The organism is Paenibacillus donghaensis, assembly GCF_002192415.1.
Taxonomy (GTDB): domain Bacteria; phylum Bacillota; class Bacilli; order Paenibacillales; family Paenibacillaceae; genus Paenibacillus_AQ; species Paenibacillus_AQ donghaensis.
The window spans coordinates 407862-421824 of sequence record NZ_CP021780.1; the positions used below are offsets into that span (position 1 = coordinate 407862).

At 49.4% G+C, this 13963-nt stretch carries 15 protein-coding genes; 11 read left to right on the forward strand and 4 right to left on the reverse strand.

Features of this window, described 5'->3' with window-relative positions; translation table 11 throughout:
• Positions 1–224: 224 nt before the first annotated feature.
• Entirely contained in the window at positions 225–941 is a 717-nt protein-coding gene (gene trmB / locus B9T62_RS01585) for a tRNA (guanosine(46)-N7)-methyltransferase TrmB (RefSeq protein ID WP_087913669.1), read from the forward strand.
• A 206-nt stretch (positions 942–1147) separates the two neighbouring features.
• Here the strand turns inward: trmB and B9T62_RS01590 are convergent, their stop codons facing one another.
• Positions 1148–1675, reverse strand: a complete 528-nt coding sequence (locus B9T62_RS01590) for a phosphatase PAP2 family protein (RefSeq protein WP_087913670.1) — start codon at positions 1673–1675, stop codon at positions 1148–1150.
• A 438-nt stretch (positions 1676–2113) separates the two neighbouring features.
• Here B9T62_RS01590 and B9T62_RS01595 point away from each other — a divergent pair, with 438 nt between their 5' ends.
• The 4 genes from B9T62_RS01595 to rplT all read left to right on the forward strand — a co-directional run bounded on the left by B9T62_RS01595 (position 2114) and on the right by rplT (position 4767).
• Positions 2114–3352, forward strand: a complete 1239-nt coding sequence (locus B9T62_RS01595; protein WP_087913671.1) for a glycosyltransferase family 2 protein — start codon at positions 2114–2116, stop codon at positions 3350–3352.
• Positions 3353–3618: 266 nt separating this feature from the next.
• On the forward strand, positions 3619–4116 hold the full coding sequence (infC, locus tag B9T62_RS01600) for a translation initiation factor IF-3 (RefSeq protein ID WP_157685398.1): 498 nt from the start codon (positions 3619–3621) through the stop codon (positions 4114–4116).
• Between the two features lie 58 nt (positions 4117–4174).
• On the forward strand, positions 4175–4375 hold the full coding sequence (gene rpmI, locus B9T62_RS01605) for a 50S ribosomal protein L35 (protein WP_036696104.1): 201 nt from the start codon (positions 4175–4177) through the stop codon (positions 4373–4375).
• Positions 4376–4407: 32 nt separating this feature from the next.
• Positions 4408–4767 carry a 50S ribosomal protein L20 gene (gene rplT / locus B9T62_RS01610; RefSeq protein WP_087913673.1) on the forward strand — a complete coding sequence of 120 codons (360 nt, stop codon included), beginning with the start codon at positions 4408–4410 and terminating at the stop codon, positions 4765–4767.
• A gap of 104 nt (positions 4768–4871) precedes the next feature.
• On the opposite strand, the gene B9T62_RS01615 is transcribed toward rplT, so the two are convergent.
• Positions 4872–5423, reverse strand: a complete 552-nt coding sequence (locus B9T62_RS01615) for an acyl-CoA thioesterase (RefSeq protein ID WP_245864304.1) — start codon at positions 5421–5423, stop codon at positions 4872–4874.
• Positions 5424–5729: 306 nt separating this feature from the next.
• On the opposite strand from B9T62_RS01615, the gene B9T62_RS01620 reads away from it, so the two are divergent.
• Entirely contained in the window at positions 5730–6812 is a 1083-nt protein-coding gene (locus B9T62_RS01620; RefSeq protein ID WP_087913674.1) for a BMP family lipoprotein, read from the forward strand.
• A 3-nt stretch (positions 6813–6815) separates the two neighbouring features.
• Here the strand turns inward: B9T62_RS01620 and B9T62_RS01625 are convergent, their stop codons facing one another.
• Entirely contained in the window at positions 6816–6995 is a 180-nt protein-coding gene (locus B9T62_RS01625; protein WP_087913675.1) for a hypothetical protein, read from the reverse strand.
• Between B9T62_RS01625 and B9T62_RS01630 the strand changes: the two genes are divergently transcribed.
• The 4 genes from B9T62_RS01630 (at position 6994) to B9T62_RS01645 (ending at position 11089) form a co-directional block, all read left to right on the forward strand.
• Positions 6994–8532, forward strand: a complete 1539-nt coding sequence (locus B9T62_RS01630) for an ABC transporter ATP-binding protein (protein WP_087913676.1) — start codon at positions 6994–6996, stop codon at positions 8530–8532. The two genes, B9T62_RS01625 and B9T62_RS01630, sit on opposite strands and share 2 nt — an antisense overlap.
• Complete coding sequence (locus B9T62_RS01635) at positions 8525–9598, forward strand: ABC transporter permease (protein ID WP_087913677.1); 1074 nt, start codon at positions 8525–8527, stop codon at positions 9596–9598. The genes B9T62_RS01630 and B9T62_RS01635 overlap by 8 nt, the downstream gene beginning before the upstream one ends.
• Positions 9599–10558, forward strand: coding sequence for an ABC transporter permease (locus B9T62_RS01640; RefSeq protein WP_087913678.1), 960 nt, complete (start codon positions 9599–9601; stop codon positions 10556–10558). It abuts the gene before it with no gap.
• Positions 10559–10747: 189 nt separating this feature from the next.
• On the forward strand, positions 10748–11089 hold the full coding sequence (locus B9T62_RS01645; protein ID WP_087913679.1) for a hypothetical protein: 342 nt from the start codon (positions 10748–10750) through the stop codon (positions 11087–11089).
• 20 nt (positions 11090–11109) lie between these two features.
• Here the strand turns inward: B9T62_RS01645 and B9T62_RS01650 are convergent, their stop codons facing one another.
• Complete coding sequence (locus tag B9T62_RS01650; RefSeq protein ID WP_087913680.1) at positions 11110–11556, reverse strand: GNAT family N-acetyltransferase; 447 nt, start codon at positions 11554–11556, stop codon at positions 11110–11112.
• A gap of 662 nt (positions 11557–12218) precedes the next feature.
• Between B9T62_RS01650 and ilvB the strand changes: the two genes are divergently transcribed.
• The gene (gene ilvB, locus B9T62_RS01655; protein ID WP_087913681.1) at positions 12219–13961 is read left to right on the forward strand and encodes a biosynthetic-type acetolactate synthase large subunit; all 1743 of its coding nucleotides are present in this window, start codon (positions 12219–12221) and stop codon (positions 13959–13961) included.
• Positions 13962–13963 lie beyond the last annotated feature (2 nt).

The window sequence follows — 13963 nt, forward strand, 5'->3', positions numbered from 1 at the left end:
CCGCAGGGATAAGCGCTCTCACCTCCCAGCCTCCTAATCACAGTACCGCCAGGCTCATTCGCCAAACTTGCGGGTGTCCAGAGGGTGCAACCCTTTGGGGCCCTCCCTTGGAAGGGAGGGTTTGGGAGGGATCGAAATGTTTTTCTTCTTTACTTTTCCCCCATAGTTCGGCACAATATTGCAAGTGATAGTTATAGCAGAAGAGATAAGCGGAGGATTAATTTATGCGTTTACGCGGAAGAAAAGGAATACGTGAGAGCCTGGAGGGCCAAACCGATCTGGTGATTCTTGACCCGCGCAGCCTGAAGGGGCAGTGGGCGGAGTTGTTCGGCAATGATCATCCGATTCATGTCGAATTCGGTATGGGCAAAGGGCAGTTTATCAGCCAAATGAGCTTTAAATATCCCGATATCAACTTTATCGGCGTGGATATGTACGATGAGCTGGTCCGGCGTGCCGGCGAGAAGGCCAGAGCAGTATGGGAGCCTGCCGGGCATATGGTGCCGCCGAACCTGAAGCTGGCACTTGCCAACATTAATTATGCGGAAGAGGTATTTGTACCGGGGGAGCTGGAACGGATATATCTGAATTTCAGTGATCCATGGCCCAAAAGTAAACATGCGCGCCGCCGCTTGACCCATCCGCGTTTTCTCGACAAATATCGCGGACTGCTAAGCCCGCTGGGCGAGATTCATCTGAAGACAGATTCCAGAAGTCTGTTTGAATTTTCCCTGAATGCTTTTGCCGATTATGGGCTGCAGATGAATAATATCTCACTGGATTTACATCCGGGCGGCGAAATCAACGAGGAACATGTGATGACTGAATACGAGACCAAGTTTGTAGGACGCGGAGTGAATATTCACCGTTGCGAAGCGATTGTAGGAACGGAGGCGCTGGAACGCTATCAGGCGACCAGGCTGGAGAAATACAGGTTATAACGGCAAGATAGCCGTAAGCACAGAAATGGCAGTTCAGGGGTGTGGCCCCGAACTGCCATTTCTGTGCTTGTTAGGCTGTGAATGGTCTGCTTAAGACTACATCCAAAGGACTATATTCTCGGTCTGCGTATAAAAAAACCGGTGCAGGGCAAGCGTGGTAAGGCCATAAATCTGTTCTCGAGCAGTTGACGCGTTCCGTGCCTTCTTCAGATCCACAAGGCAATCGTGCCTGCTGCGACTCCGGTGCCGATCGCCGCGCCCGCCAGCACATCGGACGGATAATGCAGTCCGAGATAGATGCGGGAGAACCCGACTGTGCAGGCCAGCGGCAGCAGAAAGACGGTCAGTGCCGGGTAGGCAGCCATATAAGGCACTGTTGAGGCGAAGATGGCTGTGGTATGACCGGAAGGGAACGAATGATCCTTGAGTGGATTGTGAAAGGTGTTCGTTCCCGGCAATGCCAGGTAGGGACGCATGCGCGGATACAGCTTCTTCGCCACGGCAACAGGCAGGTGGCTGACCGCCAGCACGATCAAGGCCTGCAGTCCGGTTGCTCTCCACGGCTGCGGGGCAAAGGCTGCGATCAGCAGGTTGATTCCTATGGTGCTTGTGGCTCCGCCCAGATGAGTGAGATAGAAGAGCCAGAAATTTAAAAAGCGGTTGTGCATGCGACCATTAATCCATTGAAAAAGGTGCCGCTCCCAGAGATGCAGTTTCATGAATAAATGTCTCATATCTTGTCCCTCCGCTTATCCGGCTACCGTTACTTTAGGTTTGGTGCAGCAATGACTTCTTAATTAATATTCCTGCCCTTATCATACTTTTTTAAGGTAGTCCATTCAAGAAAAAGGTCGCTTAAAGACGAAAATTGGCAGTTTTGACTTAAGGCCCCCTTACGCCTTACAATGATTCAAGCAGGCCTAACGCGTTTAAAAGGTAACAGAGAAATAAGGATTCCCCAAGAGCGGAGTCTGAACAATTCTTTTAAATGGCATATATAAAAAACGGGAAGCCTGATTAGAATAAAAAGGTTACAGCTGTGCATGGCTCTACAGAGCCAGAAATGGATCGGTATGAACAAGGGGATGCAACAAAAGGGTCAGCACGAACGTTAAACAGTTCTAAGACAGAGAGAAAGAACAACATGAGTGAAAAAGGGGGCATCAAAGGTCATGACAGACGCACTGTTTGTAACGTTCCAAGTGATCTTGGCAGCAATTGCAGTCTACCAGTTCGGATTCTCATTATTCGGACTGCACAAGAAAAAGAAAAAGCAACTTGCCAAACCGGAGAAATCATTTGCTGTGCTGGTAGCGGCGCACAATGAGCAAGAGGTTGTTGGCGCATTATTGGAGAATCTTAAGCTGCTGAATTATCCGGCTCACCTGTACGACGTCTTCGTCATCTGTGACAACTGTACGGACAATACGGCGAAGATTGTAAGAGAGCATGGGATGAATGCCTGTGTGCGGACCAACCCCAACCTGCGGGGCAAAGGGTACGCCATCGAATGGATGCTGAAAGAGCTGTGGGCCATGCCGCGCCAATATGATGCGGTTGTGATGTTTGACGCCGACAATCTCGCGCATACCGAATTCCTGATGGAGATGAACAATGATCTCAGCTCGGGTGCTAAGGTTATTCAGGGTTACATTGATACCAAGAATCCTGAGGATTCCTGGATCACAGCCGCTTACGGCGTATCCTACTGGTATATCAACCGGCTGTGGCAGCTGTCGCGCCACAATCTGCAGATGGCTAACTTCCTCGGCGGAACCGGCATGTGCTTCGAGACCAATCTGCTTAAGGAAATTGGCTGGGGCGCAACAAGTCTAGTAGAGGATTTGGAGTTTACGATGCGCAGTGCATCCAAGGGGATTTTTCCGAAGTTCAACTATGATGCCAAGGTATTTGATGAGAAGCCGCTGACGTTCAAGGCCTCCTCGCGGCAACGGCTGCGCTGGATGCAGGGGCACTTTACGGTAGCCCGCCGATATTTCTTCCCGCTGCTGTGGCAGAGTATCAAAGAGCGCAGCCTTACGAAGTTTGACCTTGCGCTATATGGTGCCAATGTATATATTGTGCTGCTGACCTTCCTGATGCCTGCGGTAATGTTCGTGGATACGCTTCTGTTCGATGGACCGAACATTGCCAATATCTATGGTCATCTGCCAATCTGGCTAAGCTACGTTGCAGTGGGAGCGAACATTCTCACCTTCCTGCTGGCAATGGTTCTGGAGAAGGTCAAGTTCAAGAAAGTATATTTCTATCTGTTGTTATTCCCGATTTACCTGATTTCATGGTATCCCATCACGTTCTATGCATTCTTCACGCAGAACAACAAGCAATGGAGCCATACCAAGCATACCCGTGTGGTAAGGCTGGACGAGGTTCAGAGCAAGCAAGGGTAAGCTATTCAGAATTAGCTATTGACACTCTTTTGTAGAGTGGTGTATAGTATTCAAGTATGCAAAACATAGGGATTGCAAGAAGAAGCACCGGCTTCTCACCTGACTGGCTTTTCTGCCAGCTGGTTTGATCTCAATGATTTATGAATGTTATAATTCATGAACGTTGATCAAACGGGGTGTCGGGTGTTACCGGCTCCCCTTTTTTATGTAGAATGCCAGTGGAAGTGAAATTGATACGGAGGTGGATAGTTATTAGTAAGGACCATATGATCAATGATGAAATCCGGGCTAAAGAGGTTCGGTTGGTTGGTGCGGAAGGTGAGCAAATCGGGATTAAACCGATCCGCGAGGCGTTGCAAATGGCGATTGATCTGAATCTGGATTTGGTCAATGTAGCTCCGCAGGCGAAACCGCCGGTATGCCGCATCATGGATTACGGGAAGTTCCGCTATGAAACGCAGAAGAAAGATAAGGAAGCACGCAAGAATCAGAAGATCGTTGATATCAAGGAAGTCTGGTTCCGTGCCAACATTGAAGAACATGATTATCAAACCAAGTTCCGCAATGTGATCAAGTTCCTGGGCGAAGGCGATAAAGTGAAGTGCTCCGTACGTTTCCGCGGACGTGAGATTACTCATGCGAGTATCGGCCAGAAGATCCTGGAGCGTGTTAAGAATGAAGTCGCTGAGATATCTACTGTTGAGCGCCAGCCTAAGCTGGAAGGCCGCAGCATGATTATGATTCTGGCTCCTAAAGCCCAATAATTGATGGAGTCACTTGCTCAGCAATCTGGCGCCGCATAATATTCAAGGAGGAAACACCATGCCTAAGATGAAAACACACAGCAGTTTGAAAGGCCGCTTCAAAATTACCGGAACTGGTAAAGTATTGCGTTACAAAGCACACAAGAACCACTTGCTGTCCCACAAATCGAAACGCGCTAAGCGTGTTCTGAATGGCAATCCTGTTATGGCCCCTGGGGATGTAAGACGTTTGAAGCAAGGTTTGGCTAACTTGAAATAGTTTGATCACACATTTTTGGGAGGTTTATTCATATGGCAAGAGTTAAAGGCGGATTTGTAGTTCGTCGTAGACATAAAAAAGTATTGAAGCTGGCAAAAGGTTATTTCGGTTCCAAGCACCGCATTTTCAAAACAGCAAAAGAGCAAGTAATGAAATCGATGGTTTACGCTTACCGTGACCGTCGTCAGACTAAACGTAACTTCCGCAGACTGTGGATCGTGCGTATCAATGCAGCAGCACGTCTGAACGGTTTGTCTTACAGCAAGCTTGTATACGGCCTGAGATTGGCTGGTGTAGAAGTGAACCGCAAGATGCTGGCTGATCTGGCCGTTAACGATCTTAACGCATTCAACTCCCTGGCTGTTGTTGCCAAAGAGAAGATCAACGCGTAAGTATTGTGAAATAATAGAAAAGCACCGCCTGCAGGTTGCCCGTGCAGCGGTGCTTTTTTGCGGCCTGAAACGCCGGATTTCGCCGGGTTGTACTCTTTAAGAAACTACTCCCAGTATTTGCTGGTGTTGAGCTGGGAGGCCAACTGCTTGCTGAGGGTTCTTCTTACCTTGCGCAGCTCGGACCGCTGGTCTGCAGACTGGCTGATTAGCTTCTCCTCTTCAGTCTCGGCCACAATGGCGGGAACCGGAGCTGGAGTGCCGTCTTCAGTTACGGCAACGAAGGTGAGAAAGGCGGTCGCAGCGACAACCCGTGTGCCTGTGTAGAGGTTCTCAGAGATCACCTTGACGAACACTTCAATACTGGTCCGTCCGGTCCATGACACGAAGGATTCGAAGCACACGGAGTCTGTAGGGCGGATAGGCAGCAGGAAATCGACGGAATCCGTAGATGCAGTGACCACATTGGTCCGGCAATGGCGCATCGCGGAGATGGATGCCACTTCGTCTATGCCGCTCATCAGCTTGCCGCCGAACAGCGTGGTGTGGTTATTGACATCGTTGGGGAAGACCCGGCCGGTCTTAAAGACACGGGATTCACGGCAGTACTTGAATTTTGGCATCTGGGGCGGTATTTGTTCTGTATACTCTTTATTCATAATTAACTTCCCTTCCCTGCAATTACTAATGTCTCATGATAATAGAAATCCCTACACTATGCAATAAAAGTAAAAGACGGATTGGTGTCAAAAAAACAGAAATCGAGGTTTTCTAACACTAGTCGAACACGACGGTAACATCGTGTGTCATGGATAACGTTTTCATGGGGAAAAATGCAAATTATTATTGACCTGAGGTCATTAATAGACTGGATTTTAGCCTTTTTTACAGTTATAATTTGATCTAATGGAATGTCCAAGCGCACAAAAAGAAGACATCCAATATCTTAAGGGGGATTACAATCGATGAAGAAGTTCTACAAGCTGTCTCTTACTACGTTGCTTGCATTCACAGTGGTTCTGACTGGCTGTGGCAACAACGCCAACTCTGGCAATGCCAACACCAATGCAGGAGCAGCTACCAACGCTCCAGCAGAAGCCACAGAAGCTCCTACAGCAACTGATGCACCTGTTGCTGATATTAAACTGGGTATGGTTACTGACGTTGGCGGTGTAAATGATAAATCCTTCAACCAATCAGCTTGGGAAGCCCTGCAAGCTCTTGAGAAAGAAGCCGGCGTTAAAATTCAATATCTGCAGAGTAAATCCAATGCAGACTATGAACCCAACCTGAACACATTTGTAAAAGACGGATACAACCTGACTTGGGGTATCGGTTTCGATCTTGGCGATGCAATCGGTAAGGTAGCCGCTGAGAACCCTGATGCAAACCTGGCAATTATCGACAGCGTAGTTGATGCACCGAACGTTGAATCTGTAACCTTCTCCGAGAATGAAGGAGCTTTCCTGGTAGGCGTTGTTGCTGGTCTGACTACCAAAACCAACAAAATCGGTTTCATCGGCGGGATGGACAGCCCGGTTATCAAACGTTTCGAAGTAGGCTTCAAGGCTGGTATCGAGGCAGTTAACCCGGATGCGAAATTTACCCCGACTTTAGCAGGTGCATATGACAAGCCCGATATCGGTAAATCTCTTGCAGCTACAATGTACAACGATGGCATTGACATCATTTTCCCTGCTGCAGGTGCAACAGGCAACGGTGTCTTCAATGAAGCGAAATCCCGCAACAAATCCGGCGGCTCCAAAGTATGGGTTATTGGTGTAGACAAAGACCAATCCATTGAGTTCGGCGATGATATAACCCTGACTTCTATGATCAAACGTGTTGATGAAGCTGTTAAGAAGGTTTCCCAGCAAGTGATCGATGGCACTTTCAAAGGCGGAACTACTACAGTTCTGGGCTTGAAAGACAATGGTGTAGGTCTTCCTGAAACATCCAAAGCAAACGTAAGTGCAGATATTCTTGCTAAAGTTGAAGAATTCAAGGCACAAATTATTGCTGGAACTATTACAGTTCCTGCCGAGTAACAGCTACAGCTTGCTTGCAGCTTGCATGAGGATAACGAACAAGGAACAAGGCCGGTTATTGAGCTGGCCTTGTTCCTTGTTAAAGTTCTCGCCATATTCAAAAAACACAGGCGTACCGTCCCGGGAGGGGCGGTACCGCCGTGTCTGCACGGCATAATAATTCTGTGATGAGGGTGATACCATGAGTGCTGCGGCTCCTGTCGTAGAGTTGAAGCAAATCACAAAACGCTTTCCCGGTATTGTCGCAAACGACTCCATTAGCCTGACCTTGGAGAAGGGGGAGATTCATGCACTGCTCGGTGAGAATGGCGCAGGCAAATCAACCTTGATGAATATCGTATTCGGACTGTACCAGCCCGATGAAGGCAGTATCGAAATTGACGGGAAACCGGTTGTTATTGATAACCCCAATAAGGCTATTGAGCTTGGCATTGGTATGGTTCACCAACATTTCAAACTAGTGGAGCCTTTCACAGTAACGGAGAATATCGTACTGGGTCTTGAACCGAAGAAAGGTCTTAAAATTGACTATAAATCCGCTACCGAGCAGGTTCGTAAACTATCGGAGCAATACGGCCTTCAAGTGAATCCGAATGCCAAAATCCATGACATATCGGTAGGCATGCAGCAACGGGTAGAGATTATGAAAACCCTGTATCGCGGAGCGGATATACTTATATTCGACGAGCCGACCGCTGTGTTGACGCCTCAGGAAATAATGGAACTGATGGCGATCATGAAGCGACTCGTTGCCGAGGGCAAATCTATTATTCTGATTACACATAAGCTCAAAGAAATTATGCAGATCTCCGACCGGGTAACCATTATCCGGCGCGGTAAGGTAATTGACACCGTGAAGACTGCCGGCACCAACCCGAATGAACTGGCGGAGAAGATGGTTGGACGAGGTGTAACCTTTAAGGTCGATAAAGTTCCGCCTGTAATTGGACAACCTGTACTTAAGCTTCATGATGTTATGAGTAAGAGCAAAGATGGTGTGGCGGTACTGAATGGCCTGAGCTTTGAAGTGAAAGCAGGGGAAATTCTCGGAGTTGCTGGGGTAGACGGAAACGGACAGAGCGAGATGATTCAGGCAATTACCGGGCTGCGCAAGATTGATTCCGGCTCCATCACCGTCTCCGGTGAAGAGATCGCCAATCTGTCGCCCCGCAAGATTACGGAAATGAACGTTTCCCATATTCCAGAGGACCGTCATAAACACGGACTTGTGCTGGACTTTACCGTCAGTGAGAATATGGTGCTCGAAACATACTATAAGAGCCCTTATAATAAGAACGGGTTCCTTCAGAGTGACGTAATCGACAAATATGCTGAACGAATGGTAAGCAAGTTTGACGTTCGCACGCCTTCAATTCAGAATATGGCCCGTTCCTTATCCGGCGGAAATCAGCAGAAAGCGATTATTGCGCGGGAAATAGACAAAAATCCGACATTGCTGATTGCTGCTCAGCCTACACGTGGTCTGGATGTCGGTGCTATCGAATTCGTGCAGAAGCAGCTGATTGCGCAGCGTGACCAAGGCAAGGCAGTCCTGCTGATCTCTTTTGAGCTGGACGAGATTATGAATGTGTCTGACCGGATTGTCGTAATTTATGAAGGACAAATTGTCGGCGAAGTATTTCCGCAGGATACCAATGATCAGGAATTGGGTCTCATGATGGCCGGCAGCTTGAAGCGGGGAGGAACAAAGAGTGAATAGACTCAAAAAAATATTTACCACAGACAGTTATATAGTTCCTCTTGTGGCTATTGTCATGGGTTTCCTGGTCGGCGCGATTGTGATGCTGGTCGGTGGGTATGATCCGATTGTTGCCTATTCTGCGCTGTTCAAGCGCGTCTTCGGCAGTGCATATAACTTCGGAGAAGCGGTTCGTGAAATGACGCCGCTGATGCTTACCGGTCTTGCTGTGGCTTTTGCATTCCGTTCCGGTATGTTCAACATTGGGGCAGACGGACAGGTTATGATTGGTATGACGGCAGCTACAGTGATCGGAATCAAGTTTGCCGCTCTGCCTATGTTTCTGCTTGTTCCACTTTCTGTTATCGCTGCAGGACTATGCGGAGGGCTGTGGGCCGGAATTGCCGGTTACCTGAAGGCCAAACGTGGAATTAATGAAGTTATTACTACCATCATGCTTAACTGGATTGCACTTTTCCTGTCCAACTATATCATCAGAGCCTTCCTGCTGCTTCCTGGACAGAATCGCTCGGAAGATATACCCGCATCGATGTCCATGACTTTTCTGAACTCGATCTTCGATAATGCCCGGTTGCATTGGGGTACGGCAATAGCGCTTTGTGCAGCGGCTTTCTTCTATGTGTTCCTATGGAAAACCAAGCAGGGATATGAAATGCGTGCTGTAGGCCTTAATCCGCATGCTGCCGAATACGCCGGGATGAATGTAGGCCGGAATATCGTCAAAGCGATGTTCATCAGTGGTGTGTTTGCCGGGCTGGCGGGTGCAGGTGAGGTATTGGGTGTATTCCATTACCAGTCCATCTTTGCGGCATCACCAGGCTACGGCTTTGACGGCATCGCGGTAGCTCTGCTGGGGCTGACCCATCCGCTGGGTGTCATTCTGGCGGCTATCCTATACGGAACGCTGACTTACGGATCTGCCGGTATGAGCTTCAGCGCGAATGTTCCGCCTGAATTGATCCGTATTGTGATCGGTTCGATCATATTCTTCATTGCAGCTCAGGGTATTGTACGCTGGGTGCTGCGTCCGTTCTACTTCAAGCGCAAGAAAGAGAAGGTGTTATAGATGGATACATTGACGCTGTTAGGCCAATTGCTCAATACAACGCTTGTGTTTTCTACGGCCCTTATCTTTGCCTCGCTGGGTGGGATTTTCTCGGAACGGTCCGGCGTGGTCAACATTGGACTTGAAGGCTTAATGATGTTTGGCGCCTTTGCGGCAGCAGTAGGCGGATATTATGCACAGGATGCCGGCATGGGTGAATGGGCTCCATGGGTAGGCGTGATTTGTGCTATGGCTGTCGGTGTGCTGGGTTCACTCATTCATGCTGTAGCTGCAATTACCTTCAAGGCAGACCAGACGATCAGTGGTACGGTAATTAACTTCCTGGCCGCAGGCAGCACACTGTATATGGTTAAGCTGCTGTTTGACGGTGCGGGCGAAACACCGCTGCTGGATGGCTTCAGCAAACTGGCTATTCCCGGCCTTTCCAAGATACCGGTTATCGGGGAAGGGATCTTTAATTCCTATCCGACTACCTATCTGGCCATTGTATTGGTGGTTGTGATTTATTTTGTGCTGTTCAAGACTCCGTTTGGCCTGCGCCTGCGTGCTGTCGGCGAGCATCCTAGTGCTGCGGATACGCTGGGCGTCAAGGTTAACCGTATGAGATATATCGGGGTCATGATGAGCGGACTGCTCGCCGGGATTGGCGGAGCAACAATTACGCTGACCACCACGAGCACCTTTGCGCACAATACGATTTCTGGCCAGGGCTTTATAGCTATTGCAGCCATGATTTTTGGTAAATGGAATCCTGTAGGCGCCTTTGGTGCTGCAGTATTCTTTGGATTCTCCCAGGCGATCCGCAACTATGTGCAGATGTTTGAATGGTCGCAGAACATTCCGCAGGAATTTATCTTTATGATTCCTTATGTGCTTACGATTATCGTGCTGGTTAGTACGGTAGGCCGTTCGGCAGCTCCAAGGGCATTAGGTCAGCCATACGATCCGGGCAAACGATAAGACAAGAGTATAGTTTAGCGATTAAGCCGCCTTCCCGTTAATGGGGAGGCGGTTTTTATTTTTTACTTCATTGATTTCCGTCCAGAAACAGGCGGGTATACAAGCGAAAGTCTATTCTGGAGAATACACTGTTTCCAAGATGACGGCAGTCTTGTACGAAGCAGAACAACATTCTGGAGGAGGAACAATATGACTCAACCAATTACCAAAAAACAGGTGATGAAGCTGGTAGGCAAATCTATCGTCGCAGTGAAAAAGGATGGCACCAAAGTTACGGGCAAGCTGCTCCGTATCTCGGGCAACAAGCTTATTCTGCAGCGGCAATCCGGTAAAAAAGTACAAACCAAGGCACTAATCCCGCTCGTGCTGTTCGACCTGCTTGCCATCGGTACTGCCCCGTACGCAGGCGGTTATGGGGGAGGGTACGGCGGGGGTTATGGCTATGGAAGCGGCTATGGCTACGGCTACGGCTACGGCTACGGAGGTCCAGGAGGATACGGTCCAGGTCCTGCACCACTCGGATTCTTCTAATCGCTGCGAAGCTGATTATCCTAACTGAAACGTTTCTCCAGTTCATAGCAATAATGCAAGGATTGATACCGGGCTACGCTGTAGCCCATTTTCTCATAGAAGGACAACCCTGCGGTATTTCCGCTGTCCACCGAAACCTTGGCCCGTGTGCAGCCGCGTGATAGTGCAAATCGTTCCGCACGGTCCATCAGCATATTCCCCCAGCGTTTGCGCCGCGCTCCTGGGGCAATTGCCAGCATATCGATGTACAATAAGTCCCCGTGCAGCATGAAGTGGACGAATCCGAGCGGGTCGCTCTCATAATCCGGACAAGCGACCAGAGTGACACCATGACCAAGCCGTCTGGGCATATCTTTGCGGATCTGGTTGATGACGGTTTGCGGCAGATGCGACAAGGGCACAAGCTGTTTTTCAATTAAATCGAGAATCACGGCATCATCCTGCCTGGGCCTGCGGTAACGAATCATAAGGCGCCCCCTTTCCACGTTTGGTCGTACATCATATGTGGCAGGGGGTATGGGCGTTCCGGCAGGATAGAAGGGCGAAATGTGACAATGATGTTGAGGCAGCTGAGGCAGTCTTTTTCAAAGAACGGGAATATTCCTAAATTTTAAGTGTTGCTGGGTATTGACTAACCGTGTGAGGAATCATATAATGTGTCTAAACATTTTAAGAATCATACATGTATCAGCGATGATGAGGACGAAGTTTTAGGGGCTCTTTTGTTCAGAGAGTGGAGGGGAATTGCTGCAACCTTCACCAAAATCCCTTATATACGAGCTCACCTCGGAGCTGTTTCCCTGAAAGGTTCACCGGCTGGAGTGGTGGAATTATTAGGGGGAATCGTTTAGTCCGCGTTAGGGACTTCAGAGTTACAGAAATCGGGGCCCTAGCCTACATCGATGGATTTCTGTATACCTGATAAGGCATTTCATCGCGAGATGTAATGCAAACATGGGTGGTACCACGGAAGATCAACCTTTCGTCCCTCACGCGCTTTAACTGCGCGTGGGAGGCGAAAGGTTTTTTTGTATGTATCCTGCCATTGAGCAGACTGATACATTGCTGATGTATACACGGACGGTCCGTCATTTGAATACAACATGTTGATTTTGAGGGAGGAATACTCATGAGCGCGCAAATACCAGAAGTGCGGTCTACAGAGCAGTTACGTGAGGAATTTAGCAAGCCGGAGATCATCTCCGGGTCGGAGATCCTGCTGCGCAGCCTTGTGCTGGAAGGGGTAGATACCGTATTCGGATATCCCGGGGGAGCTGTGCTGTATATCTATGATGCCCTGCACGGATTTACGGATTTCAAACACATCCTGACTCGCCATGAGCAAGGAGCGATTCATGCGGCAGACGGTTACGCCAGAGCGAGCGGCAAGCCGGGTGTGTGCATTGCAACTTCAGGACCGGGAGCAACCAATCTGGTGACCGGAATCGCAACGGCATTCATGGATTCTGTTCCGCTCGTAGTGATTACGGGGAATGTATTCTCCAGCCTGATTGGTACGGATGCCTTCCAGGAAGCGGATATTACGGGAATAACGATGCCGATTACGAAGCATAGCTACCTGGTAAGAGATGTAGAGGATTTACCCCGTGTCATTCATGAGGCCTTCCATATTGCCAATACAGGACGCAAGGGTCCGGTGCTGATTGATATCCCCAAGGACGTCTCGGCCGCCCACACTTTATTTACGCCAGTCAATACAGTGAACCTTCGCGGCTATAATCCGCGTACCGTGCCGAACAAGCTGCAGCTGGATAAGCTGGTTAAGGCGATTGCGGCAGCGGAACGTCCGATTATCATTGCAGGCGGCGGGGTCATCTACTCCGGTGCGCATGAGGAAATGCTTGCTTTTGTAAAACGTACGGAAATTCCGATTACTACAACACTGCTGGGACTGGGATGTTTCCCAAGTGCGGATGAGCTGTGGATGGGCATGCCGGGTATGCACGGCACGTATACTGCGAACAATGCGATCCAGCAGTGCGATCTGCTGATTAATATCGGAGCCCGCTTCGATGACCGTGTGACCGGGAAGCTGGACGGCTTTGCGCCGAAGGCCAAGATCGTGCATATCGATATCGACCCTGCAGAAATCGGCAAAAATGTAACGCCGGACATTCCGATTGTCGGTGACGTTAAGACGGTACTGGAAATGCTGATTCCGGATGTGACCCGGGCCGCCAAGGCGGATGCCTGGAGAACACAGATCGCCCAGTGGAAGATGGATCAGCCGCTGCGTTATAAGGATTCTGAAGAAGAGCTTAAACCGCAATGGGTCATTCAGATGATCAATGACACCACCAAGGGAGAAGCTATCGTCACCACCGATGTGGGACAACACCAGATGTGGGCTGCTCAATACTACAAGTTCAATCATCCGCGGTCATGGATTACTTCCGGTGGACTGGGGACGATGGGATTCGGTTTCCCTTCGGCGATTGGAGCTCAGATGGCTCAGCCGGAGCGCCTGGTGGTCTCGATCAATGGGGACGGCGGGATGCAGATGTGCTCCCAGGAGCTGGCTATTTGCGCCATCAACAACATTCCTGTCAAGATTGTAGTCATTAACAACCAAGTGCTCGGCATGGTGCGGCAATGGCAGAATCTGATCTATGGGAAACGCTACAGCTATACAGACCTTGGCGGCAGCCCGGATTTCGTGAAGCTGGCTGAAGCTTACGGAGTCAAAGGTCTGCGGGCAACGAACAAGGCAGAAGCAAGCGCCGTATGGCAGGAAGCACTGGAAACGCCGGGTCCCGTCCTGGTAGAATTCGTTGTTCCCAAAGACGAAAATGTCTACCCGATGGTAACGCAGGGCTCGACCATCGATAATATGCTGATGGGGGATGATTGACA